27 protein-coding genes are annotated in these 24,511 nt (G+C 39.7%); all 27 read right to left on the bottom strand.

What is annotated here, in order from left to right; translation table 11 throughout:
• Positions 1-62: 62 nt before the first annotated feature.
• A complete protein-coding gene (locus tag HHO41_RS09675; protein ID WP_169097939.1) occupies positions 63-518 on the bottom strand; it encodes an ACT domain-containing protein in 456 nt (151 codons plus the stop codon).
• Between the two features lie 24 nt (positions 519-542).
• On the bottom strand, positions 543-1,835 hold the full coding sequence (gene obgE, locus HHO41_RS09670; RefSeq protein ID WP_169097937.1) for a GTPase ObgE: 1,293 nt from the start codon (positions 1,833-1,835) through the stop codon (positions 543-545).
• A 73-nt stretch (positions 1,836-1,908) separates the two neighbouring features.
• Positions 1,909-2,448, bottom strand: a complete 540-nt coding sequence (locus HHO41_RS09665; RefSeq protein ID WP_169097935.1) for a sporulation initiation phosphotransferase B — start codon at positions 2,446-2,448, stop codon at positions 1,909-1,911.
• 212 nt (positions 2,449-2,660) lie between these two features.
• The gene (gene rpmA / locus HHO41_RS09660) at positions 2,661-2,951 is read right to left on the bottom strand and encodes a 50S ribosomal protein L27 (RefSeq protein ID WP_147532490.1); all 291 of its coding nucleotides are present in this window, start codon (positions 2,949-2,951) and stop codon (positions 2,661-2,663) included.
• Positions 2,952-2,963: 12 nt separating this feature from the next.
• A complete protein-coding gene (locus tag HHO41_RS09655) occupies positions 2,964-3,296 on the bottom strand; it encodes a ribosomal-processing cysteine protease Prp (protein ID WP_169097933.1) in 333 nt (110 codons plus the stop codon).
• Positions 3,297-3,307: 11 nt separating this feature from the next.
• A complete protein-coding gene (rplU, locus tag HHO41_RS09650) occupies positions 3,308-3,616 on the bottom strand; it encodes a 50S ribosomal protein L21 (RefSeq protein ID WP_147532492.1) in 309 nt (102 codons plus the stop codon).
• Between the two features lie 208 nt (positions 3,617-3,824).
• Positions 3,825-5,300, bottom strand: a complete 1,476-nt coding sequence (locus tag HHO41_RS09645; RefSeq protein ID WP_169097931.1) for an Rne/Rng family ribonuclease — start codon at positions 5,298-5,300, stop codon at positions 3,825-3,827.
• A gap of 27 nt (positions 5,301-5,327) precedes the next feature.
• Positions 5,328-6,194 (bottom strand): M50 family metallopeptidase, encoded by an 867-nt coding sequence (locus HHO41_RS09640; protein WP_169097929.1) that lies wholly within the window; start codon positions 6,192-6,194, stop codon positions 5,328-5,330.
• Entirely contained in the window at positions 6,187-6,990 is an 804-nt protein-coding gene (locus HHO41_RS09635) for a M23 family metallopeptidase (protein WP_169097927.1), read from the bottom strand. Before HHO41_RS09635 ends, HHO41_RS09640 begins: the two co-directional genes overlap by 8 nt.
• A gap of 122 nt (positions 6,991-7,112) precedes the next feature.
• A complete protein-coding gene (gene minD, locus HHO41_RS09630; protein WP_169097925.1) occupies positions 7,113-7,916 on the bottom strand; it encodes a septum site-determining protein MinD in 804 nt (267 codons plus the stop codon).
• A 2-nt stretch (positions 7,917-7,918) separates the two neighbouring features.
• On the bottom strand, positions 7,919-8,599 hold the full coding sequence (gene minC / locus HHO41_RS09625; RefSeq protein WP_169097922.1) for a septum site-determining protein MinC: 681 nt from the start codon (positions 8,597-8,599) through the stop codon (positions 7,919-7,921).
• A gap of 96 nt (positions 8,600-8,695) precedes the next feature.
• Positions 8,696-9,214, bottom strand: coding sequence for a rod shape-determining protein MreD (gene mreD / locus HHO41_RS09620; protein WP_169097920.1), 519 nt, complete (start codon positions 9,212-9,214; stop codon positions 8,696-8,698).
• Complete coding sequence (gene mreC / locus HHO41_RS09615; RefSeq protein WP_169097918.1) at positions 9,211-10,095, bottom strand: rod shape-determining protein MreC; 885 nt, start codon at positions 10,093-10,095, stop codon at positions 9,211-9,213. The genes mreD and mreC overlap by 4 nt, the downstream gene beginning before the upstream one ends.
• A gap of 81 nt (positions 10,096-10,176) precedes the next feature.
• A complete protein-coding gene (locus HHO41_RS09610; RefSeq protein WP_169097916.1) occupies positions 10,177-11,199 on the bottom strand; it encodes a rod shape-determining protein in 1,023 nt (340 codons plus the stop codon).
• 160 nt (positions 11,200-11,359) lie between these two features.
• Positions 11,360-12,031, bottom strand: coding sequence for a RadC family protein (gene radC, locus HHO41_RS09605; RefSeq protein ID WP_211171110.1), 672 nt, complete (start codon positions 12,029-12,031; stop codon positions 11,360-11,362).
• A 76-nt stretch (positions 12,032-12,107) separates the two neighbouring features.
• Positions 12,108-12,680 carry a Maf family protein gene (locus HHO41_RS09600; protein ID WP_169097912.1) on the bottom strand — a complete coding sequence of 191 codons (573 nt, stop codon included), beginning with the start codon at positions 12,678-12,680 and terminating at the stop codon, positions 12,108-12,110.
• Between the two features lie 193 nt (positions 12,681-12,873).
• Positions 12,874-14,007, bottom strand: a complete 1,134-nt coding sequence (locus HHO41_RS09595; protein ID WP_169097911.1) for an SPOR domain-containing protein — start codon at positions 14,005-14,007, stop codon at positions 12,874-12,876.
• Between the two features lie 122 nt (positions 14,008-14,129).
• On the bottom strand, positions 14,130-14,996 hold the full coding sequence (locus HHO41_RS09590) for a hypothetical protein (protein WP_169097909.1): 867 nt from the start codon (positions 14,994-14,996) through the stop codon (positions 14,130-14,132).
• On the bottom strand, positions 14,993-15,625 hold the full coding sequence (locus HHO41_RS09585) for a fimbrial protein (RefSeq protein WP_169097907.1): 633 nt from the start codon (positions 15,623-15,625) through the stop codon (positions 14,993-14,995). The genes HHO41_RS09590 and HHO41_RS09585 overlap by 4 nt, the downstream gene beginning before the upstream one ends.
• 2 nt (positions 15,626-15,627) lie before the next feature.
• Positions 15,628-16,620, bottom strand: a complete 993-nt coding sequence (gene pilM, locus HHO41_RS09580) for a type IV pilus biogenesis protein PilM (RefSeq protein WP_169097905.1) — start codon at positions 16,618-16,620, stop codon at positions 15,628-15,630.
• Between the two features lie 18 nt (positions 16,621-16,638).
• Positions 16,639-17,385 (bottom strand): prepilin peptidase, encoded by a 747-nt coding sequence (locus HHO41_RS09575; RefSeq protein ID WP_169097903.1) that lies wholly within the window; start codon positions 17,383-17,385, stop codon positions 16,639-16,641.
• 4 nt (positions 17,386-17,389) lie between these two features.
• The gene (locus HHO41_RS22630) at positions 17,390-17,815 is read right to left on the bottom strand and encodes a type II secretion system protein (protein WP_169097901.1); all 426 of its coding nucleotides are present in this window, start codon (positions 17,813-17,815) and stop codon (positions 17,390-17,392) included.
• Positions 17,816-17,921: 106 nt separating this feature from the next.
• Positions 17,922-19,133, bottom strand: a complete 1,212-nt coding sequence (locus tag HHO41_RS09565; protein ID WP_169097899.1) for a type II secretion system F family protein — start codon at positions 19,131-19,133, stop codon at positions 17,922-17,924.
• Complete coding sequence (locus HHO41_RS09560) at positions 19,134-20,174, bottom strand: PilT/PilU family type 4a pilus ATPase (protein ID WP_169097896.1); 1,041 nt, start codon at positions 20,172-20,174, stop codon at positions 19,134-19,136.
• 10 nt (positions 20,175-20,184) lie between these two features.
• Complete coding sequence (locus HHO41_RS09555; protein WP_169097894.1) at positions 20,185-21,840, bottom strand: GspE/PulE family protein; 1,656 nt, start codon at positions 21,838-21,840, stop codon at positions 20,185-20,187.
• A gap of 23 nt (positions 21,841-21,863) precedes the next feature.
• Positions 21,864-23,198, bottom strand: a complete 1,335-nt coding sequence (locus HHO41_RS22730) for a VanW family protein (RefSeq protein WP_169097892.1) — start codon at positions 23,196-23,198, stop codon at positions 21,864-21,866.
• Positions 23,199-23,246: 48 nt separating this feature from the next.
• A complete protein-coding gene (locus HHO41_RS09545) occupies positions 23,247-24,332 on the bottom strand; it encodes a PrsW family intramembrane metalloprotease (protein ID WP_169097890.1) in 1,086 nt (361 codons plus the stop codon).
• Between the last annotated feature and the right edge of the window lie 179 nt (positions 24,333-24,511).

The following is a 24,511-nucleotide window of genomic DNA, read 5'->3' as shown; positions in this document are numbered from 1 at the left end:
TTTCCCTCTTCCCCTTAAAAATCAAAATTAGGTGGGAATCTGATTGATAGCCCGACTACGACCTACAAACCGGATCCCAACACCTCAACTTTTTCTACAAATTCAAGCCGCCGCAATTTTGTCAGCAGCTCATCAATATCAATCCCCATATTGGCAACATTTAATGAAAGTGTAACGTTTGCGCGACCTTGAATTGGAATCGTCTGGTGAATCGTTAGTACGTTACAACCGGAATTCGCAACCAATCCAAGTAACTCTGAAAGCGTGCCGGAGCGATCCTCCAATTGGAAAAACAGCGTAATCAATCTTTCTTTTACAATGGTATGAAAAGGAAAGACGGTATCACGGTATTTATAAAACGCACTTCGGCTCAGATCCACTTTATTGACAGCATCCCAAACCGACTCAGCCTTTCCCCGTTCAATCATTTCTTTGGCTTCGAGCGTTTTTTTCATCGCTTCCGGCAAAACGTCCTCACGCACTAAATAAAATTTCTTATCGAATTTATGTCCTCTCATTTCTCCACCCCGTCTTGCGAAGCTCTATTCAATAAACTCGAATTCATAGTTCAATAACTTAACGGTGTCACCGTCCTTGGCACCTTTTGCACGAAGCGCTTCATCAATTCCCATGCCGCGCATTTGCCGCGAAAATCTTCGAACGGATTCGTCCCGTGAAAAATCAGTCATTTTGAACAATCTTTCTAATTTTTCCCCTGAGAGGACAAAGCTTCCGTCCGGCTCACGAGTAATAAAGAATTCTTCTTGTTCTGCTTCATGCTTGTAAACAACACGGTGAACTCCAGCCTCTTCTTCTTCCTCTTCGTATAGCGGGAATTCAGGTGTTTCCTCAAGCTTATTCGCAATCGCAAATAATAAATCACGCAGACCACTTTTTGTCAGTGCCGAAATTGGGAAAATCGGATAATCATCCGTCAGTTTTTCCTTAAACGCCTCTAAGTTTTCCTCAGCATCTGGCATGTCCATTTTATTAGCAACAATTATTTGCGGACGCTCCGTCAAACGCAAATTGTATTGAGCCAATTCATTGTTAATCGTTAAATAGTCCTCATATGGGTCGCGCCCTTCGGTTGCAGCCATATCAATGACATGGACGATAACCCGGGTTCTTTCAATATGCCGTAAGAACTGATGACCAAGTCCTACACCTGAGTGTGCCCCTTCAATGAGTCCTGGTAAATCGGCCATAACAAAGCTGCGTCCATCCGCAGTTTCGACCATTCCCAGATTTGGCACAATCGTAGTAAAATGGTACTCGGCAATTTTTGGCCGTGCCGAAGACACAACAGATAGAAGTGTTGATTTCCCTACACTTGGGAATCCAACAAGTCCAACATCTGCCAATAACTTTAATTCCATTACGATGTTTCGCTCATGCCCTGGCTCACCGTTTTCGGAAAGCTCTGGTGCCGGATTAGCTGGCGTCGCAAAACGCGAGTTACCACGACCACCGCGACCACCTTTTGCAATAACTGCTCGTTGGCCATGCATCGTTAAATCGGCGATGATTTCATTTGTATCTTCATCCGTTATGGTCGTACCTGGTGGGACTTTAACAACTAGGTCTTTAGCGTTTTTGCCATGCATGTTTTTAGACATCCCGTGTTCACCACGTGGAGCTTTAAAATGGCGTTGATAACGGAAATCCATTAATGTTCTTAGGCCTTCCTCGACCTCAAAAACGACGTCTCCGCCATGACCACCATCGCCCCCGGCTGGTCCACCTTTTGGGACATATTTTTCACGACGAAACGCAACCATCCCATTTCCGCCGTCTCCACCTTTTACATATACTTTTACCTGATCGACGAACATTCTTGTTCCTCCCGCCTGTTATTTATAACAAACTAGTTTCCGTCAAGACGAGAATCGCTTTTTTCACACCTTTTTACACAAATGGCATAAAAACATCAATTGCGAGTTCCTGTTGAGAGAATTCCAAGACCTGATGCGATGGTGATACATCCCCATCGCCGCCAAGGAATTGTTGTAATTTGTCTTTATCCTTTATTATTCCGCTAAAATCGAAAAAGAAACGAATACCATTTTTTTGTGTTTCTATTGTAATGGACAGATGGTTTTCACCAAAAGCATCTACAGCATTATGTAAGGTTGTAAAAAAGGTCTGTGTCCAGTTTGCGATTTGGGTATCATTAATTGCTAATATTTCACTGCCGTTTAAGATTTCATATTCTATGATAAAGGAATAGGACTCCCAATTCCCTGTCATTAAAAGTGTTGCGAAGTGAGGGATTTTCAAATTGGTTAATTTGGCCTCTTGTTGGGCTTCCATGACTATTTCTTCAATTAATTGTTTCACTCGGTCTGTTTTATTTAAGTCAAGGTTACCTTTTATTAATTGTATTTTATTTAACCAGTCGTGTCGTGCATGACGCATTACTTCGACCGTGTTCCATTCTTTTTTCATACATGCACTCCCACTCAGCCAGTATATTGTCATCAGACTGCTTGGTGTTAGTATATCAAAAAACGCACAAACCGTAAGCAAAAAATGAAAATTTTAGCAAAACTCCTCACTAAAGAAAGGAATAGGGGTATTATTTTGAAGGCTTAAGCTAGCGTTCATTGAAGAAAAAAGAAAACTCTAACCAACATGGGCTAGAGTTTTCTAATAAGAGCTTACGCTTCTTGTGCTACTGGGTATACGCTAACTTGCTTGCGGTCACGACCTACGCGCTCAAATTTAACAACACCGTCAACTTTAGCGAATAGAGTGTCATCTCCACCACGACCAACGTTTACACCTGGATAAATCTTAGTGCCACGTTGACGATAAAGGATTGATCCACCGCTAACGAATTGACCGTCTGCACGTTTAGCGCCAAGACGCTTAGAATGAGAGTCACGACCGTTTTTAGTAGAACCTACCCCTTTTTTCGATGCGAAAAACTGAAGATCTAATCTTAACATGAGTTCCACCTCCTACTTTTTGAAGGTAATTTTTATGTGCTTTCCGTAATCTCTTTCAATCGTTTCTAATGAAACAACCATAGCTTCAAGAAGCAATTGAACTTTCTCTTGTACATCCTTTTGTAAATCAGTTGGGTATGTACATCGGAGAAAGCCGCCTTGACTTTGTTCAATCTCTGGTACGATACCAGTTAATGCCTCGATGGCATTGACAGAACCAAAGGAAACAGCGGATGCTCCCGCACAGACGAGATCCTCGCCGTGACGTGCGAAATTGGCATGTCCATTCATAGTGAACGAATGAATAGTTCCGGATTCAGTACGATTAATCGTAATGTTAATCATCAAATCAAACCTTACGCGTTGATTGCTTCGATAACAACTTTAGTGTATGGCTGACGATGACCTTGCTTTTTACGGTTGTTTTTCTTCGCTTTGTATTTGAAAACGATGATTTTTTTACCGCGGCCTTGTTTCTCAACTTTAGCTGTAACAGTAGCGCCTTCAACTAATGGGCTTCCTACTTTTACGTTTTCTCCACCAACGAAAAGAACTTTGTCAAAAGTAACTGTTTCGCCTGCTTCTGCGTTAAGCTTTTCGATGTAGATAGCTTGACCTGCTTCTACTTTCAATTGCTTACCGCCAGTTTCGATAATTGCGTACATGAACTGCACCTCCTTAAAATTGGGGACTCGCCATTGCCAGGCGTTCTGCGGAACTTCATAGAATCACGCAAAAGCTTACTACCTGAAATGCGCGGTATGCTATAAACATAACATTAAAATCCTATCACACTCGCTATATGGTGTCAACTGAAAATCTTGACGGAAAATGAGTGAATATGGATTAGGAAAACGATATAAACGACTCAAATTACTGTTTGATTTTTTCAATCAACTCATCAATCAGGCCATATTGCCGTACACGATAAAATGGCTTATCAGCTTCAGCCACAGTAAGAATTATTCGGAAGCCAAGCAATTCCTGAAAGCGTTGCAAATGGATATCCTTCACACCCGCAAAGACAGAACGGACCTCTTCAGTCGTCTCCACCCACACCGCATCATTATCCAAATGACGGTGCTCCCACAATTCACGTTCAAGCCTGAAGGCAATCGTTTCCGGACTTAACACTTTTCCAGAACCGTTGCAGGTTGGACAGTTTATCGACAAAGCTTCTGATAAAGCTTGCTTTGTTTTCTTTCTTGTCAGCTGCAGAATTCCCAATTCAGTAAAGCCTAGCACCTTCGTAGGCTTTTCGTCTTTTGCCAATTCGGTCTCGATGGCTCGCTCGACCATATGTCGTTCGTTTTCACTTTTCATATCGATAAAATCAATCAGAATGATTCCGCCAATATCTCTTAAGCGCAGTTGCTTTGCAACCTCAACTGCTGCAGCAAGGTTTGTTTTTAAGACAGTTTCTTCACGCTTTGTTTTCCCTATAAACTTACCAGTATTAACATCAATAATCGTTAAAGCTTCTGTTTCGTCAATGACTAGGTAAGCACCATTAGCAAGCTCAACCTTCCGTTGCAATGCCTTGTCGAGCTCTTGCTCAATGTGATAGCTTGAAAAGATGTTTTCCTTTCCTTGATAAAATAATACCGAACGGTCTGGAGTAGCCAAGCGTTCAAGCTCCTGCTTCAACATCAAATCATCGACCCAAATCTCACCAGCGTTTAAGCTCGTACATTCTGTTTTAATTTGTTCAAGAAAATGGTTTCTTTGATGATATAGACCTGTTTTCTTCCGATGTTGTGCAAGTTGGGCTAGTTCTTGATATTGTTTTCTTAGGACTTTGATTTCTGCTAGGATGTCATCAGGTTCTTGCCCCTCTACTGCAGTCCGAAAAATAAAGCCTTCATTTCCGATTCTTTGCTTCATTCCAAAATTAAACCAAGCTTTACGTTCGTTGTCATCGTTTAGTTTTTTAGAAACAGACACAGAATTTTCGTTAGCCAAGTAGACGAGATGCTCACCATTCAGTTCGATTAGGCCTGAAAGGCGTGGACCTTTATCGCCTGTTTCATCCTTTACAACTTGGACTAACAATTTTTCACCTTGATAAGTAAAGGCTGTTACCGATTTATTTTTCCGATCAGAAAATGCTCCGGAAGCATTTCTGTAAGCTGCCAATTGGTCACGGTGCAAAAATCCTTGTTTCTCCGTACCAATATCAACAAAGACAGCGTTTAAGCCCGGCATCACCTTCGCTACCGTTCCCAAATAAATATGCCCCACCAAGGATTCATGTTGGGGCTGATAAATATTGACTTTTTCAATCTTTGAACCGTTTAATACAGCATAGCGTTTTTCTGTTAAAGAATGATTAATAATGATTTTTTTCATAATAGGGCCTCTCTTTTGCTACGACTATTAGTATGTATATAGTAAATCACGAATTTTGGCTGTTAACAATTTTTCTGCGAAAATTGCATGTAGAATTTCATTTTCATCAAGAATGCCCTTTTCTTTACCATTTTCTTCAATGACAATTGGATGCTTGCAGCCACGGCAAAATCGTTCTAGAACGTGTACAATCAATTCTTCCTCAGCAACCTTCAACGGCTTGAGCACACGTAAATCGTCTCTTTTCCCATAATAGCGTTCCAGCAAAAACCGCATAAAAATAAAGCGATGCTGCTTCCATTCATAATAAAGGGAAAACAGTAAAAAGGCGAGAATAATCCATACGTTTAAATTGCTTGGCATTAATAGGAGCGTAAATACTGTAAACAGAATGATTGACAGGAATGAGATATAAATCATCATACGGTGGGCAATCGGAAAGGGCTTTATATAGGACAATAATAAAAAGACAAGTTTGCCCCCGTCAAGCGGCCAAATCGGGAGCAAATTAAACATGAGCACCATTAGATTCATAGATAAAAAGAGTGAATAATGATCGGGACTTAACCACGATAGCTGATAAAAGCAAAAAGCAACCCCAATCAGCCACACATGTTGGATAGGGCCTGCCAAAATTACAATGGACTCTTCTAATAAAGGTCGATTTCCGTGCTCATCCATTTCAACTACACCACCGAATGGAAGCAAGGTAATGTGTTTAATTCGCCATTGAAAATAGGACGCTGCTGCTGCATGCCCTAATTCATGAACGAGGACGATCAAAAATAGGATGGTTACTTCCCAAAATCGCGCTGTTAACACGGCTAATGCAATCACAAACCATAGGAGTGGATGAATTTTTACCTGCCTGAGAAAAAAGATAAGTTTATTCAAATTGAATCACCTGGATTGGATCGATGAAGTTTTCATCCTTTTTAATCGCAAAATAAAATGACCCTTTTTCACCCGAATCTCCATTACTGACCGTACCGACCTTTTTTCCTTTTTCAATAAAATCATAAAGACTGACAGAAATCTCCCCTAAGTTACCGTACCACGATTCACTTTTGTCAGCATGCTGAATGACCACTGTTTTGCCGAAACCCTCCTTTTCGCCGACAAACCGAACCATTCCTTCTCCCATTGCTTCCACAGCCGCATCCTTAGAGGTTTCTATGATGACTCGCTGTCCGCTTTCTTGAAAATCCTCTAAAATTTTCCCGGATGCTGGCAAAGCATAATGTTGTCCATTATCCTTCTGGACATTTTCCTTACCGCCTCCTTTACCCTCAGGAACTGGGAAAAGTGCAAGTGGCTTACCAAATTTATCTTCATACCAGTTAGAAACAGTTGCGAACTGAAAATCCTTTTCAAATGACTGCGAAACAAAATTCCGTGCTGTATCCAGCGCTGGGGACTCATTCCGAAATAATATCGCCAAGACCAAAAATAAGCAGGCAGAAGCCATCACCTTAAACAGAAATACTTCCTTGCGAAAAAGAGGATGATTTCCTTCCTCTGGAGTTATTTCATAGGATGGAAACCGATCAAATCCATCCCGCTCTTCTGGCTCCTGATATAGAAAACTTGGTTTGCTTGGTTTGCTTGGTCGGTTTGGCTCGACTTGCTTTTCGCGTTCCCGTTTTCGTTTTGCAATCCGTTTCCGCACGTCATCTGCACTAGATCGCATAATCTCCCCACCATTCTAAATAGACATTTGTACAAGTCTATGAGTGGTCCAAAGGGAATATGCTCACAAACCAAATAAAGCCTGTCTGCAAATTTATCAGACAGGCCTTTTTATTTCAGATATTATTTTGCACCAAAGAAGCGTTTGATTTTAGAGAACATTCCTTTTTCATCTGATTCTAGTGATTGAAGCGGGATGGACTCTCCTAAAATGCGTCGGGCAATGTTGCGGTAGGCAATCGATGCCTTGCTGTTTGGATTTAAGGCAATTGGCTCACCATGGTTGGACGCTTTGATGACTTCATCGTCATCCGCGACAATACCAAGCAGGTCAATCGATAAGTGTGAAGTTACTTCATCCACATCCAGCATGTCACCATTTTTCATTAAGTGATTACGAATCCGATTGATCACTAATTTTGGTGATTCAATCCCTTCTTCTTTTTCCAACAGACCGATGATACGATCGGCATCACGGACTGCAGAAACCTCAGGGGTCGTCACAACAATCGCTTTATCCGCACCGGCAATGGCGTTTTTGTAGCCGTGCTCGATTCCAGCTGGACAATCGATAATAATATAATCATAGTCTTGCTTAAGTTCATTCACTAAGACTTTCATTTGTTCAGGTGTTACCGCTGTTTTATCAAGGGTTTGTGCTGCAGGCAACAAGTAAAGCAAATCTTCAAAACGCTTATCTTTGACGAGCGCCTGATGAATTTTACATCTCCCTTGAATAACATCGACTAAATCATAGATGATTCGATTTTCAAGTCCCATTACGACATCAAGGTTTCTAAGCCCGATATCGGTATCGACTAAACATACACGTTTACCCTGCAATGCCAAAGCAGTGCCTAAGTTTGCTGATGTGGTAGTTTTTCCTACTCCGCCTTTACCCGAAGTAACAACTATTGCTTCTCCCATTGCTAGAATCCCCCTTCCAATCTTGTTAAATTTGGTCTAAGATGCATCAATACTTGTATTCTATCAACGACAATTTGTCGATTCTCATCAATAAAAGCACATTCAAGCATCTTTTTATCGGAGTCTGCAGCATGATCTGGTGCACGATTGATACAATCGCTAATCCATAGCTGAGACGGATTCATGACTGCAGCTGAAATAACGGCTTGATCATCGCCATAGCAGCCTGCATGGGCAATCCCCTTTAACGTACCCATGATAAAAATGTTTCCGCCAGCTTTCACAGTGCCCCCCGGGTTCACGTCACCCAATAGTAATAAATCCCCCGGAACCTCCAAAACCTGTCCAGAGCGGATAATCCTCGCCACTGAAACGATTTCTGATTCAGCCTTGATTCGTGCCGCCTCTTCAATCGTCATAACACTTGTGACGATTTCGTCTACGACCAAATTTTTCTTTTTGCGAATAATCTCTTTAATTTCTTCATGCATTTCATCGGTTAAATACCGATTTCCAACTTGTACCTTCACTGTTGTAAGCGGTTGACCTTCATTGGTGCGTGAATTTGCAGACAGCTTGATATCGAGTTCTTTTTTCAGCTCTTCATATGAGCAGGAATCATCGAGATGTAGTGTGATGCCGTCTTTCGTTCCCTTTATGGTTACATTTTGCGATTTTTTCATGGTAGATTGCTCACCTCAATGGAAAATGAATTCGACAGAAACGTGAAAAATTCCTTTTATTAAAACAAATAAGAAAATATTTTTCCATACTAATACTTATTCATTTCGCAATTGATCCGCTAATTTTTCAAAATGCCGCTTCAGAGGATAAGCGAAAATAATCGTCAAGACAAGATTGAGAATAATCGTTGGTATTAAGCGATCGTGTAAAAAGGTTGAGAAAACCATGTCGGTTCGGTGGATGAGGAAGCTCATATAATACACAGAAACCTCAAGCAGGGCAACCCCAATCAGCGTTACGAATGTCACGATGATTAAGTTCGTTTGAAGCACTTTCATGATTTTCGAAATTAAATAGCATACAATCGGAAAAACGACCATGTATATTCCAATAATTTCAATATAAATCACATCAAAAAGCAGTCCAAAGATAAAACCGTACATGATGCCATAGTTCCGATTACCATAGATCGTTAGGAGAATCAGCGCAATCATCAGTAGATGCGGAACAAAAAGATTGTCATGGTGAAGATACTTCCCTGGAGTTAATTCCAGAAAAATACTTTCAAAAATAAAGCAAGCTGTGAATAAGACAGGAAGAAGGAAGGTTCTCACAACTCCTCCCCCTTGTCATCTACCATATCACTTGCTTCGGGCTGAAGCATTCCTCTTTCAATCACCATCACGTGCCGTATATCATAGAAATCTGCTCCTGGCTTGACATAAGCCGTTTGTGTTAACCCATATTCATCAGGAACTATTTCAACTACTTTACCAATCGGTAAACCTGGCGGGAAAATACCACCCAAACCAGAAGTTGTAATATTTTGATCCTTAGTGACCTTTGCGTCAGCAGGAATTTGTTTCATCAGTAATAGTTCTTTTTTCTCATCATAGCCCATAATCAGACCATGAACCTCAACTTCTCCACCTAAAATAACAGCAGATATCCGATTTTTCGGATCATTTGCGCTTAATAGTTGGACGGTAGAAGTAAATTGATTAACCGTCTTAACCTTACCAATTAAACCATTAGCGGTAATAACCGCCATGTTTTTGGCAATTCCGTTCGTTTTACCTTTATCAATAATAACCTGTTCATTCCAGCGATCTGGATTTCTAGCAATGACCGTTCCTTGAGTAGATTTATAATTTCGTAGAGTATCCTCTTTATCAAGGATTTCGTTTAAGCGTTTGTTTTCTTTTTCCAATAACTGTACTTCCGCTTCTAAGCGGGCAATTTTGTCAACACGTTTCTTTAATTCTTTGTTTTCATGATATGTATCCTGCAAATCATTCAAGTTTTCAAAAAAACCAGCAACATAATTAACAGGCCGAGACACGAGGGATTGCACTAAACCGGTCGTATCCTTCATGAATTGCTCTGGCCATGTAAGTTCTTCTCTCTCTCTTAAAGAAAAACCAATCAATGCCACGAGTATAATCATGCTGACGAGTAAGATAATCAGTCGTTTATTAAGAAAAAACGGTGGCATGATGTACACCTCTTTTTTAGGGTCTAATCTAATGTGCTTCGTGAAAGGAACAAATCGTTCTTTTCACGAGCAACATAAGTTCTATCTAGAATCACGAGCTTTATTTTTAAATAAATGAATATGGTCAAGCGCTTTACCAGTACCAATTGCGACACAATCAAGCGGATTTTCAGCGATTAAAACAGGCATGTTCGTTTCTTCACTAATAACCTTGTCCAAATTACGAAGCAATGCACCACCACCAGTTAAGACGATACCGCGGTCCATAATGTCAGCAGCTAATTCTGGCGGAGTTTTCTCAAGTGTCACTTTAACTGCGTCGACGATAGCATAAACCGTATCATGCAAAGCTTTTGATATTTCTAAAGCAGTAATTTCAATGGTTTTAGGAAGACCTGTTAATAAGTCACGTCCACGGATTTCCATGTTATCGACGCCTTCAGGGTCACCTGCAGAACCAATTTCCATTTTAATAATTTCCGCAGTTCGTTCCCCAATCATTAAATTGTAATTCTTGCGAATGAAGTGAATAATGGCATCATCCATTTCATCACCAGCTACGCGGATTGATTGTGATGTTACGATACCACCCAAGGAGATAATCGCCACCTCTGTTGTTCCACCACCGATATCGACGACCATGCTTCCTGTTGGTTCCCAAACTGGCAAGTTCGCACCGATTGCAGCAGCAAACGGCTCTTCAATTGTATAAGCATCGCGGGCTCCGGCCTGACGTGTTGCATCAATGACAGCACGTTCTTCAACCGCGGTGATTCCAGATGGTACACAAACCATGACATAGGGTTTTCCTGCAAACAGGCTTTTCTGCTTCGTCGCTTGTTTTATGTAGTATTTCATCATCGTTGCAGTTGTTTCGTAATCGGCAATAACCCCATCCTTCATCGGGCGTAGTGCCACGACATTCCCAGGTGTCCGACCAATCATATTTTTCGCGTCATTTCCAACAGCGACGATTTGCTTCGTATCCGTTTGAAATGCAACGACAGAAGGCTCTCTTAATACAATACTTTTTCCTTTTACATAAACGAGCGTGTTCGCCGTCCCTAAGTCGATTCCTAAATCTTTTGTTCCAAATCCAAACATGGTTGTATCTCCCCTTTTTTTGAAAAACAATGTAAAGACAAGTGCAAGTATTTACACGATTGTGCGCACATGATTTTTAATATTAACGTCCAATATTCGTTCCATTTCGGCAAAAAATCATAACTAATATTATAGCTTAACGAAACCCAAAATCATAGTGCTACAAATAACCTTTTTCCTTCAAACTAACATATTTATTCTCACCAATAATAAGGTGATCTAACAAATCAATCCCAATAATTTTTCCACATTCCACCAAACGCTTCGTCACCTCAATATCCTCCCGGCTTGGTGCGGGATCGCCTGATGGGTGATTATGCAAGCAGATAATGGAGGCAGCGGAACGCCTGAGCGCTTCTTTATATACCTCGCGGGGGTGTACAATAGAGGCATTGAGGCTACCAATAAAAATGGTTTGCTTATGAAGAACCTGATTTTTGGTGTTAAGGTACAAGCAAACGAAATGCTCCTGTGTTAAAAAGCGCATTTCATTCATCATCAGCTTGGCGCCATCCTCAGGGGAACGAATCACATAACGATCCTCATGTACTAGGTTGGAAATCCGTCGACCAATTTCAACCGCTGCCAATATTTGAATCGCCTTTGCTTGACCTATTCCCTTAATAGACGTAATTTCTTCCAAAGTGGCTTCCTTCAAAAGTCTTAATCCTTCAAATTGAGTTAATAAGCGATTGGATAATTGCAGCACTGATTCGTCCTTCGTCCCCGTGCGCAGCATAATCGCTAACAGCTCATGATTAGACAGACTCCTTGGTCCACTTTGGATAAATCGTTCCCGAGGTCGTTCATCCTGTGGAAAATCACGAATCATTAATGATTCTTGCTTCAACAAAATTCCTCCCTATATTCGGGGAGTTCTAAAAGTTTGATGGAGGTTGGGAGCTTTATCAATACGGAAGCTTGTAGCCCGCCTTTTGCAATTCACGGACCGTCCTTGAAACAGGAAGTCCGACTACCGCAAAATAGTCACCTGAAATTTGCTTGACAAGCATACTGCCAAAACCCTGAATTCCGTAGGCTCCAGCCTTATCAAACGGCTCCCCGCTTTTAATATAAACGTTAATTTCTGACTCTGTTAATTCCCAAAATGTCACATCTGTTTTTTCGTAAAATTGAACCCATGTTTCGCCATGGACAATCGCCACACCTGTATAAACGGAGTGCGTTTTGCCCGATAGTTTCGTCAACATATCGATGGCATCGTCCTTGTCTTTCGGCTTACCCAATACTTGATGTGCTAATACGACGATTGTGTCAGCGCCAATCACAAATGACTCTGGGTTTCGCTGTGCGACATCGCTTGCTTTTCGAACGGCCAACTCCATTACAATTTGCGCTGGAGCAGTACCTGGTTCATAGCTTTCATCTGCTTCACTGCTGGAAATGTCGAATGTTAATTGAAGAGTTTCAAGAAGTTCTTTTCGCCGTGGAGATGATGAGGCTAAAATGAGGTGTTGCATTAAATCACTGTCCTTTCATTGCCAAAAAAATTATTGGGGAGATACAGTTCAATACTATCAAAGTTCAAGTCTACAAACAATTTTTATTATGGAAAATTATCATAAAAAAACAAAACAGAGGATGACACATCACCCTCTACTAGCTTTTATTATTGCCCGGAAAATATTCGACATTATTACGTTACCTTTATTGTTATTTCAAATCTTGGTATGTTGCTAATATCGATAGTAGATGTTGTTGAAGCTCTATACTTTGTTTTTTGTCCGGTTTCTTTGTAATGGATTCAATATTTTTGATAGCAGCCTGACTATGAGCCTTTATAGACTTTATTTGTTTATTTTCAATCTTGTTTAATTGATTAAGGTTATTTGAAGCTTTCTTTAGGCTTTTGAGGTCTGAATCAGCTAGCTTTTCTGCAGAGGTAGCTTTCGTCATTTCGGCAAATAATGGAGCGAATCCTTCAAGAAAAGCTTTTTCTTGATCGTTGATACCCTTTAACTCATTTCCTCCAGTACTAATTTCTTTAGAAAATGGTTCATTTATATTAGAGTCAGCCAATTTACCGCTTAACACCTTGGCGCTTTCCTTCGTATCTGCAACACCTAATAATATAAAAGATTTGTCACCTTCAAAGATTGTCGCACTCAGACCTTTATCTTTTAAATCATCGACTACTGATTTTGCAGAGTTTGAATTAGCATAGGCTCCCTCCTGAACAACCCAAGTTGAGATTGTGGGAAGGACAAGCGAAATAGCACCAGTAGGTTTGGTACTTGGTTCTTTCTCCTCTGGAATGACCGTTGTCGGAATGGCCGTTTCTGAATCGCTTGCCTTTTCAATAAAAACGAGCTTAAGCATCGTAAAACCAAAGCTTGTCCCCAGAATTACCGCTAAAAAGACGGCGAAAAATATCGTCGCAAACACTCCGCGATTGAATTTTGACTTACTTGTCATAATTTTAAATGATGACTTTTTTGGAGCCACTGCTGTTGATTTCTTCTTGTTTGGCTCGTCAACCTTCTTGTAATCCTGCAAATCTATTTCATTTGATCGTTCTGGTAGAATCCAATCAAATTGTTCTTCCTTATGTTCTTCTGACGCAGCAGTTTCATTTATTGAAATAGTTTGGTTCTCAATGATATTTTCATTTTCCGATGTAATAAATCTTTTTGGTTGCTCTTCATCTTTCATTATCACCGGTTCAACCATTGTGTTTTCGTGAATTTGTCCCTGACGCCGCGTTAATTTTTGTTTTTGATCTGCAAAAGCCTGATGCTTTCCATTTATTTTTATCGTAATCGTTTTTCCTTGTTCTCGCTTTTCCATCCTGCCCCCTCCTACTTTCGTGCTGAGAATTGTTTCCATCCTATCATAGTAGACAAAAAAAATAACAAGACTTTTGTCGTCTTGTTAAGAAAGGCTTTCGCCAATTTTTTTAATAGTTTATTTTAATAGCTATTTAAATCCGGGAAACGATTGAAAGGATTTGTCTTGTTTGCTGGCGGTGGAGCTACTAATTCAGGAAGCTTGTCCTGCAAATCGGTTAACCCTGGCATAAAGAATGCCGACAGCGTTAAATTATATGATAGTTTTTCATCTTTTGTTGCTTCAACTTTTGTTACTTCAGTTGTACCCGAAAAACTTATCGTTTCAATAACAATTGTTCTTTGTAAACTCTCTAAGGACTCCATGAATTTTTTTAATTCTTCATAGTTATTTGATTCTACTGAAAGAGTCACCATTAACCGTTTAATTCCACCAGGTAATGGAGTCGGTTCATATGTATTGGCCTTTTCGCCATCCTTTTCAGTATTATTATCTTCCTCAGTGTTTTTATTGTCATCAGTTGTTTTATCATCAGCTGCTTGATTATCCGCACTCTGATCCGTTTTATCGTCTGTATTACTGTTCTTTTCTTCATCATTGGCATTTGCTTGATCCTTGTTGGTGTTGTTTTGTGTTTCCGCTGGCGCTGGGGCTACATCACCTTCAGAAAATGCCATACTCATAATTTTCGTACCCGAAATTACTTCAGCTTGCTCAAGATCCAAAATCAACTGTTCCTGCTGGGGCTTTACCGGAACCTTGCGCTGCAAGACCGCAAGGCTTTCAGCGGTAATATCCGATTTAGTTTGTTGCTGTTTTTGTAGTGATGCTAAAAGCTCTTTTTCAGTTTTTAAGGAAGCAGTTTGGGTATCAATATTCTTATATTTTGGTTCTAAATATAAATAATAAAGAGCAAAAATTGAAGCAATTGTCAGTAATAAAGTAAGTACAAGGATTAAGGTTTCTCGTTTTGAAAAGTGAAGATTCATCGATTACCGCCTCCTTGTGTTTCAGCAAGCTCCTGACTATTAATTATATTCCGGTTTAAAGTAAGCGTATATTGGCCGGTATAACGCGGAAGAATTTGCTCGTTATCTGCAGTATTAGTATCTGTTTTAGAATCTCCATTATCATCAATTTCTGCTGCAGCTAATGATGATAATGTTGCACCTGTAATCCAATCAGCATCCAACAGCGTTTTATAAAAATAAGCTGCTTCTCGGCTGCTATCAAACTGAACCGTCATCGTTACATTACCTGTCTCGGCATAGGAAATATTTTGAATAAACCCACGTTCTGGAAGAAGTGCAACAATTCGCTTTAGGATGGGTGCTGATTTAATTGGTTCATCATTGGCCCATTTGACCGCACTATCAAGTTGCGTATAGGATTCTGTTCCTAGTTTATTCTTTTCCAACTTTGCTTGTTCAGCTTGGACAAGCTTTTGGGTAGATGAAATTTTACTATTCAGGTTATTTAACTCATTCTCTAAGCGACTGCCTTGCCAAAGGATGAGAAGTCCTGCTAAAAGTAAAATGACGAGTGCTGAACTGATGATCACCAAAAATGCAATACTTTTTGGTTCCTTTCTCGGCAGCAGGTTAATTTCTACTAGCATGACTACACCTCTTTTAACGCTAGCCCAAAGGCTAGATAATGGCTTCTAGGCAATGGTCTATTCTTCAAAGTTTCCATCTCATTTATCTCAAGCATTTCAACAGCGATATCAAATCGTGCTTGGAGTGCCTGCTTAATTTCATCCAAGAACGGGTTATCACCAGTTAAGACGATTTTGTTAATTTCATTTTTACCTTGATGGAGTGAGTATTGATAAAAGTCAATCAACTTACTTACTTCTTTTAGAGCATCATCAATATGATCTTTTAATTCATCAAGATCACCAATAAATGTAGGCTGTTGAAAACCACTACGTCCAATTTTTATATCCCATTCCTGTTCATTGTATGGAAAATACTGATGCCTCATAAAAAATGGAATTTCATTTTCAAAAATGCTCATGACAACGAGATCGATATCAAATTGAAGAACTAGAATTTTTTCATCATTTTTCTGTTTTTTAATTAAGTGATATAAACGATACAATGCCAATGATGAAAGATCGACAGCATTGGGAATCATTTTTAAGTCTGAGAAAAGTTCTGAATACTTCATGACATATTGACGATTGGCCGCAAATAACAATATTTCCCGTTTTTCCTCTGTCTTAGGAAGGGCAAGATAATCAAAGATTGGATCCTCAAATGGTAAATGAATGCTTGCGCCGATTTCCAAATTTAAATATCCATTGATTTCATCATGCTGTACATCATCGGGAATCGCCAAGCGGCGAATTGTAACATACGGGTCGGGCGCTAGAAATCTAACTTTCCGACGTCGAATTTTCCAGGCATCAATACACTCATCTAAAATAACCGATAAAGTGTCTTCATCAGCGATTTTTCCCTCTTTAACCAACCCAGGTGGCAAATAACGTTCGCCCCAGCGAACTGGAATCGGCGGGTTCCCAGGTTTTATTTCAATATAACGAATGCTGTGATCATTTATAATGATATCAATAGGTCGGCTACCAACCGATAGGCGGGGTAATCCCATATTCCAACCCCCTTTGTTTTATGTAAAAAATAAATCAAGATAGGCATTAATAATAGTTTCACCAAAGTAATAAGCTAACAACGTTCCTAAGGCTATAAACGGACCAAACGGAATTGGCTTCCCCCTTTTAACAACTTTTAACGCCATTCCAAGCAGCCCAAACATCGCCCCTAAAAACGTCGATAAAAAAAAGGCTAATAATAATGTTTTGACCCCCACAACAAAGCCAATCAGTGCGAATAGTTTAATGTCACCGCCGCCCATACCACCTTTACTAACAAGGGCAATTATGAGCAAGAGACCAAAACCGATTCCCGCACCTAAGAGGGAATCCCACCAGGGTAAAAGTGGAAAAAACAACCGTTCCAATAAAAAAATCCCTGCGAATACTAATAAAACTTTATCAGGGATAATCATATATGCTGTGTCAGATACCAAGATGATAATAAATAGTGAAATGAAGGTTAAGGCAATTAATAGTTCACTATTCCAGCCAACTACAAGTGGGGCTGTTGCAAATAAAACTCCCGTTAAAAATTCGATGATTGGATAAATAGGAGAAATGCCCGTCTTACAGACGCGGCATTTCCCCCCTTGCAAAAGGTATGACAGAACTGGAATCAGTTCAATTGCTCTAAGCTGATGCCCGCATGTTGGACATGCTGAGCGGGGTGAAACAATCGATTGACCTTGTGGCACGCGAAGTCCAACTACGTTATAGAAAGAACCTAAAAGTAAGCCGTATATAAACAACAACTGATGCATATTGTTAATAATCTAATAAATTCTGTTCGGTTGCACTGGTTGCTGAACTACCATTTACAATTTGAACAGCTGCATGATCTGTTATTTCATAAGTGTATTTTCCACTTGCGGCTTTAGTAACCAAGACTGTGTAGCCTGTATCATCCACGTTATCAAGATAAGAATCTAATTCAGTGGTTGTTAATTCCATTTTACCATCGCTCGCAGTACCATTATCGATATGTTGATGTGCTGACATATATAATTTTGCAGAACTAATAATTTGAATACCTTCTGAGACTTGAGCGTCTTTTTCAGTTTTATCAATAATCCCACCAATCGCCGGAATCGCAATCGCTGCAATAATCCCCAAAATAACGATTACTGCTAATAGTTCGATTAATGTAAAGCCTTTTTGGTTTTTAAGACGTTTTTTTAATTTTTGTAACATAACTTCTCTCTCCCTTTCATCATTATATTGATAGTATTTTTTGTCTTCTATCACCTAGATTATACACATTATTTCGACATAAATAAATTGGTAATTATACTATATTCTACAGCTGATCAACGTGCTGGAACATGTCAAACATCGGCATCATAATTGATAGAACGATGACCCCAACAATCCCCGCTAAAAAGACAATCATAATTGGTTCAATTAATGCTTTGATTTGATCAGTTGTGTTTTCCACCTCCTGCTCATAAAAATCGGCAACTTTTGACAGCATCGTATCAAGAGATCCTGTTGTTTCACCAATCGCAATCATTTGTGTGACCAATGGCGGAAACGCCCAGTGCTTTATCATTGGAGTCGTTAGTGAATTTCCTTTCCCCAATTCATCTCTAGAAGCACGGACAACTTTGGCAATGACCTCATTTTCAACAACCTTTTCACAGGATGCTAATGCTTGTAAAATCGGTACGCCACTCGAGAATAACGAGCTTAATGTTCTACTCAAGCGGGCCAGAGCTGCTTTTTGTTGCATTTTCCCAAACACTGGCATTCGCAATGCTGCATAATCTAAATAATATCTTGTCTTTGGATTGCCTCGTGCGGCAACAAAGCCAAAGATAATACCGATAAAAATAATTATGACTAACCACCAAAACTTTTGCATAAACTCAGAGGCATCTAATACAAATTGAGTAATAGCCGGTAATTCAGCGTTCATGTCCTCAAACATACTTACAAAAGTGGGCACAACAGAGGTCAATAAGAAAATGACAACGCCAATAGCGATAATTCCAATGACCGTCGGATAAGAAAGTGCTGATTTTACCTTTTGGCGAGTATGATGCTGCTTTTCGAAGAAAACAGCCAAACTCTCAAGCGTTTCCTCCATATTTCCGCCAACTTCTCCGGCCTTTACTAAATTAATAAACATCGACGAAAAAACCTTTTTATGCTTTTCTGCTGAGTCTGAAAATGGACGTCCCATCCGAAGTTCTGATTCTATATCCATTAATGCTTTTTTTAATGCCTTACTCTCAGTTTGTTCAGCCAGAATCGCAGTAGCGTCAACGATGGTGACACCTGCTTTGATTAATGTTGCAAATTGACGCAAGTAAATAACCATATGCTGCAACTTTACTGGATTTCCAAATTGGATATCCTTGGTCAATGCGGTTTCTGGAACTTCGGTCATTTCCAAAACACGGACTCCATCACTACGAAGCTTTTCAATCGCTTCTCGCTTTGACGGAGCATTTAACGTCCCTGTCCTCTTTCCTTTACGGTCTCGACCTGTATATTTATAACGAGCCATCTACATCACCGGATCTTTCATATAAGGCTGAGCTTCTTCCCTTGAAATAATACCGTTCATGACAAGCTCTTTTATACTTGATTCAAGCGTCTGCATTCCCTGTGCTCGTGAAGTTTGCATGATTGATTCAATCTGAGGAATTTTATCATTGCGGATAAGGTTGGCAATGGCAGGGCTATTCACAAGAATTTCTAAAGCTGCCCGTCGGCCTTTCCCGTCAACTGTTTTAAACAAACGTTGCGAAATAATCGCCACCAAAACAGTGGCAAGCTGTGTCCGAATTTGCGGCTGATGGGCCGGTTCGAACACGTCGATAATCCGCTCAATTGAAGCGGGTGCACTCGAAGTATGTAAAGTACCAAATACTAAATGGCCTGTTTCAGCTGCTGTTATCGCAATTTGAATCGTCTCTAAATCACGCATCTCACCAACAAGAATTGAATCGGGATCCTGACGCAGCGCTGCCCTTAAAGCATTAGCAAAGTTCTTTGTATCAAAGCCGACCTCTCGCTGATCAATGATTGACGTTCCATGCTTATGCAAAAATTCGATCGGATCTTCTAAGGTAATGATATGATCGCGCTTTGTATGGTTCATATAATTGATCATCGCAGCCAAGGTTGTGGATTTACCACTTCCCGTTGGTCCTGTGACAAGTATTAACCCCTGTGGTTTTTCAGTAATTTTCGCACAGATTTCTGGTAAATTTAGATCTTCAATGGTTGGAATTTTCGTCGGAATCGTCCTGATCGCAATTGCAATACAGCCTCGCTGTTTAAACGTGTTCACACGATATCGTGAGACTTCTGGTATCGAATAGGAAAAGTCTAATTCTCCCAGTTCCATAAATTGCTCCCACATTCCCTCTGGAACAATTTCCCGAGCCAAAGCTTCTGTATCTTCAGCCTCCAGCACGTCTTTCCCATAACGTTTTAATTCGCCATGTAAGCGAAATATTGGTGGAACACCCACGGTTAAATGAATATCAGATGCCTTAAGCTCAAAGGCAGCTCTTAATAAGTGATCTATTCTTTCTTTCACCTTTGCACCTCTATTCAGAAATGGCTACTTTAAGGACTTCCTCAGTTGTCGTTAAGCCTTGTTTTACTTTAAGTAAGCCATCATCAATCAAGAAAATAGTTTTGTTTTTAATCGCAATTTGTCTTAATGTTGTTTGAGAATCATCTGTCATGATAGCTCGACGCATTTCTTCATTGACCGTCACAACCTCATGAATCGCAAGTCGACCTTTATATCCAGTCATGTTACAAGAAGCACAGCCTTTTCCACGCATGATTGTCTCGATTTTTAAACCACGGCTTGCAAAAATTTCCTTTTCCCTTGCAGTTGCTTCATGGTGCTCACCACAGTCACGACATACTTTTCGAATTAAGCGCTGTGCAACAATTCCTGCAAGTGAAGTCGCAACAAGAAATGGCTCCATTCCCATATCAATTAAACGGTTAATCGAGCTCAAGGCGTCATTTGTGTGCAATGTACTTAATACAAGGTGTCCGGTTAGCGATGCCCGAATTGCCACTTCAACTGTTTCCTTATCACGGATTTCCCCCACCATGATAATATTCGGATCTTGACGGAGAATCGATCTTAATCCAGTTGCGAATGTCATGCCAATGTTTGAGTTAACTTGAATTTGACTGACACCCTCCAATTGGAATTCAACTGGGTCTTCAATCGTAATAATGTTAACCTCTTCACTGTTTAATTTATTTAAAGCAGCATAAAGTGTTGAGGATTTACCAGATCCAGTTGGACCGGTAATGAGAACAATCCCATTTGGACGTTCAATCATTTTATTAAAACGATTAAGATTCAGCTTATTAAAGCCAAGTTTATCGAGATCAATGAGTGCATTTCCTAAATCGAGAATCCGCATAACGATTTTTTCGCCATGAACCGTCGGTAATGTTGAAACCCGCAAATCGACAGGATAAACATTAAGATTAATTTTTATCCGACCATCCTGCGGTACCCGATTCTCGGTAATATCAAGGTTTGACATAATCTTAATTCTGGCTGTCAAAAAGCTTTGCATATTTTTCGGGAGCACACGCTCAACTCTTAAAATGCCGTCTACCCGGTAACGAACTAAAACCTTTGTTTCATGCGGGTCAATGTGAATATCACTAGCCTTCTGCATAACTGCATTAGAGAGAATTTGATTGACGAGACGAACGATTGGTGAATCCTCATCAGTTATGGTCTCTTCTTTTTCACCTTTTTTATTACCATCAAAGAATTCATCAAACTCTTCATCGACGTCATAATATTTATTGATTGCCCGAACAATATCATCCTTTGTTGCCAGAACGGCTTCGATCTGAAAACCTGTCGCAAGCCGGAGGTCGTCAATTGCAAAGAAATCCATTGGGTCGGCCATTGCGACAAACAGCTTGTCCCCATCCTTCTTAATTGGAATCAGTAAATTGCGCATGGCGGATTCCTTGGAGACAAGGGAAAATAGATTCGTTTCAAATGGATATCCGTACAAACTGATATGGGGTATTCCAAGTTGAACTTCCAAGACTTCAATTAATTGTTGCTCAGTAATATATCCTCTTTGCAACAAGGCGTCACCTAGGCGTTGACCTTGTGGTTTTTCTTTTAAAGCTAATTGTAGCTGGTCCTCTGTAATCAGACCGGCCTCGACCAATAAATCACCTAACCGCTTACGCGTTTGCTTCATTGTGGCACACCCCACATTGTTTCTTATTTTGTCTGCTCATTTGGTTTGCCAAAAATGTCATCATTTCCATTACCTGATTGTGATGAATCTGATGGATTCGGTTGTACTGTTGTCCCATTATTACTTCCAGGAGTCTCAGTATTTTGGTTTGTGCCCTGACTACCATCAGTACCACTTGTACCATCCGTACCATTATTGTTCTGATTTGACGTTAAACCATGTACTTCTATATTATGGATCGGTGGATAAAAATCCTCAGAGATAAAATCATCTCGGAGCCATTCTTCACTTTCACCATAAACGGCTCGATAAACTTTTATCAAAAGCCCGTTGCTTCCTTTTTGCTGAAGCTTCTTCGCTCCAGGATTCAATAAAGGACTATATTGAATGATTGTTTTCGGCTCAAATTCCTTACGGTCTGTAAGTTTTACTTTGTACTGATTTAGGAAAGTGTTACCTGAGAGACTTGCATTTAGCGTATTACCATCTAATTGCAAAGCAATTTCATAGTTGTTTTCGTTCGGATTAGCAAAAATGAAATCAAGATGATTTTGATAATCCACTTTTGCCTCGTAACCCAACTCAAGGTAATCTGGTAAAACTTGACCAGTATGCTTTTCAATCATATTGAAATTACTAGATAAAATTGCTTGATAAATGACTGAAGCAATCATACTTGCCGCTTCAGACGGGAAGGTCGTAAACTGACGTTCCTCCATTAATGAAAGCATCGAAACCTGGGCACCTGCATCAACCTTAATCGGTGAAAGTTCTTCAACCAACATCCCCAATTCAATCGGCAAATACTCAGGGGTAATGGTAGCTTCACTAATCACATCCTTATCATTAACTGCAGTCGATAAGAATTTTTCAACCTTTAATGTTTGATCGCCACTACGGAAATTGGCACCAATACTTATCAGTTCATTTAATAATGGGTCTGTTTTGACTTTCGAATTATCAAGTTCACTTGAAAGACTCTTTAAATATTGATACATATCCCCTGATTTGAACGTTACTATCACTTCATTTTGTTGACCATCCTGGACCATTTCCATCGTATTTTCAAAATCAAATAGGAATTGTTCATTATCAACCGGAACGCTGTTTTCTTTATATTGCAATTTGATATTGGTTTGAGAGCGCCAGTTTTGCATTTTTTCAGTTAACAAAGATTTTGCTTCTTCCTTTGTATTACCTGAAACATCAACTGGGCCAATCATTGTTCCGTCACCAAAACGGGAACTATCAGATGTAATTGCCTCATATGCCGAAACTCCAAAATGTGAAAAACTAAATATGAATGCTGTGCAAATGAATAGTACAATAAAGAGCTTTAACTCTGGCTTCTTCCTCACATACCCCACCCTCTTACTAGCAGTTGATCAAAATTGCAGCTGCAATCACTAATGTTTAACCATAGTATTATCTTCAACTGCCTGCTTATGTTTCTCTTTTTCTTCTTCTATAGATTTTGATTCAGCGATTTGACTTGGAATTAGTTCAATCTCATCAAGCTCGAATTCATCATTTAACCACGTTTGTGGTGGATCATTCTCTAGCTTGATTTCTTGTTGAATCTCAAGCTCTTCTGTAGGCTCTAGAATATCCTCAACATTTATTACGGGTAATGGCACTTCTTCTAAAGAAGCCTCATTAGATTGTTCATATTCGCCTGTTTCGAGAATCTGTTCAATTTCACTTATGTATGGCTTGGAATCATCAGCTCTAGCCTGTTTCGCCTCAAATTCTTCCGCTTCCGCTTCTGTCTTATGAATAATCGCTTCGATATCAGGATCAAATTCTTGCGCTTCGGTAGTATCTACTAGCTCTTCAATTTTACTTTCAACATCGGCTAAATTGACCGTTTGAGAATCTTCGACTTCAGCCTTTGTTTGTCTATCCTGATCTTCCTCTTGCAGTGAAGGATTTTGTATTTCTGCTGTCGCTTCATTAGTTGGGTTTATGTTTAATACAAGCTCCTCAAGCTCATGTTCGCCAAAATCTTGATGATTCTCTTCTTTTGAAATCATTGATAAACTCTTTTCATTACCTGAAATCAGCTTTTCGAGCAAACCATGCTTCATATCATCGTTTTGACCATGATTCATTTCTCCTGGTGGTAACGATCGAGGATTTTTTTCAGAAATAGCAATATATGTATAACTTGGTTTGATTTCCGGCAAGATACTCTCCGCCTCTTCTTCTTCCTCATCAATTGAGAAAGGGTCGATATCATCATCTTCCTGAAGGTACATCCACGCCAAATTACGTTTACTCATTAAATATGCTAAAGAGCTAACAAACAGCAACAAGATCAAACCCGTTTGCCACAACGGAAAAACTGCTGCTGAAATGAGTCCAAACATCCCGATTAACAATGATGCCAAAACAACAAAGACTTTCCCTTTTATGGTAAAGCCTAATGGAAGGAAGTATAGTATCGGAATCAAAATAAGCAACGATACTCCAGCTAATATGTAACTCTCCATTTTTCCACCCCTATCGAAAAATAGATTTGCCAATCCCATCCTTATTATTCAACGAAATATGACAATATATGACTTTGACTATAATTGTATAATATATGTTATTTTTTTAAAAGAACTTTTAATGAAATAATTATTTTAATTAACTGATATTATGAATTTTTAGTATATATATTAAAATA

The sequence above is a fragment of the Bacillus sp. DNRA2 genome (assembly GCF_012843265.1).
Lineage (GTDB): Bacteria > Bacillota > Bacilli > Bacillales > Cytobacillaceae > Bacillus_BU.
This window is presented reverse-complemented; position numbering and strand designations above follow the sequence as displayed.

Bases quoted from the DNA above. Each gene is read 5' to 3' on its own strand.
- HHO41_RS09675 (WP_169097939.1), bottom strand. From the start codon at position 518: ATGAGAGGACATAAATTCGATAAGAAATTTTATTTAGTGCGTGAGGAC.
- obgE (WP_169097937.1), bottom strand. From the start codon at position 1,835: ATGTTCGTCGATCAGGTAAAAGTATATGTAAAAGGTGGAGACGGCGGA.
- HHO41_RS09665 (WP_169097935.1), bottom strand. From the start codon at position 2,448: ATGAAAAAAGAATGGAACACGGTCGAAGTAATGCGTCATGCACGACAC.
- rpmA (WP_147532490.1), bottom strand. From the start codon at position 2,951: ATGTTAAGATTAGATCTTCAGTTTTTCGCATCGAAAAAAGGGGTAGGT.
- HHO41_RS09655 (WP_169097933.1), bottom strand. From the start codon at position 3,296: ATGATTAACATTACGATTAATCGTACTGAATCCGGAACTATTCATTCG.
- rplU (WP_147532492.1), bottom strand. From the start codon at position 3,616: ATGTACGCAATTATCGAAACTGGCGGTAAGCAATTGAAAGTAGAAGCA.
- HHO41_RS09645 (WP_169097931.1), bottom strand. From the start codon at position 5,300: ATGAAAAAAATCATTATTAATCATTCTTTAACAGAAAAACGCTATGCT.
- HHO41_RS09635 (WP_169097927.1), bottom strand. From the start codon at position 6,990: ATGCGATCTAGTGCAGATGACGTGCGGAAACGGATTGCAAAACGAAAA.
- minD (WP_169097925.1), bottom strand. From the start codon at position 7,916: ATGGGAGAAGCAATAGTTGTTACTTCGGGTAAAGGCGGAGTAGGAAAA.
- minC (WP_169097922.1), bottom strand. From the start codon at position 8,599: ATGAAAAAATCGCAAAATGTAACCATAAAGGGAACGAAAGACGGCATC.
- mreC (WP_169097918.1), bottom strand. From the start codon at position 10,095: ATGCCACCGTTTTTTCTTAATAAACGACTGATTATCTTACTCGTCAGC.
- HHO41_RS09610 (WP_169097916.1), bottom strand. From the start codon at position 11,199: ATGTTTGGATTTGGAACAAAAGATTTAGGAATCGACTTAGGGACGGCG.
- radC (WP_211171110.1), bottom strand. From the start codon at position 12,031: ATGATTCGTGATTTTCCACAGGATGAACGACCTCGGGAACGATTTATC.
- HHO41_RS09600 (WP_169097912.1), bottom strand. From the start codon at position 12,680: ATGCAACACCTCATTTTAGCCTCATCATCTCCACGGCGAAAAGAACTT.
- HHO41_RS09595 (WP_169097911.1), bottom strand. From the start codon at position 14,007: ATGGAAAAGCGAGAACAAGGAAAAACGATTACGATAAAAATAAATGGA.
- HHO41_RS09590 (WP_169097909.1), bottom strand. From the start codon at position 14,996: ATGAATCTTCACTTTTCAAAACGAGAAACCTTAATCCTTGTACTTACT.
- HHO41_RS09585 (WP_169097907.1), bottom strand. From the start codon at position 15,625: ATGCTAGTAGAAATTAACCTGCTGCCGAGAAAGGAACCAAAAAGTATT.
- pilM (WP_169097905.1), bottom strand. From the start codon at position 16,620: ATGGGATTACCCCGCCTATCGGTTGGTAGCCGACCTATTGATATCATT.
- HHO41_RS09575 (WP_169097903.1), bottom strand. From the start codon at position 17,385: ATGCATCAGTTGTTGTTTATATACGGCTTACTTTTAGGTTCTTTCTAT.
- HHO41_RS22630 (WP_169097901.1), bottom strand. From the start codon at position 17,815: ATGTTACAAAAATTAAAAAAACGTCTTAAAAACCAAAAAGGCTTTACA.
- HHO41_RS09565 (WP_169097899.1), bottom strand. From the start codon at position 19,133: ATGGCTCGTTATAAATATACAGGTCGAGACCGTAAAGGAAAGAGGACA.
- HHO41_RS09555 (WP_169097894.1), bottom strand. From the start codon at position 21,840: ATGAAGCAAACGCGTAAGCGGTTAGGTGATTTATTGGTCGAGGCCGGT.
- HHO41_RS09545 (WP_169097890.1), bottom strand. From the start codon at position 24,332: ATGGAGAGTTACATATTAGCTGGAGTATCGTTGCTTATTTTGATTCCG.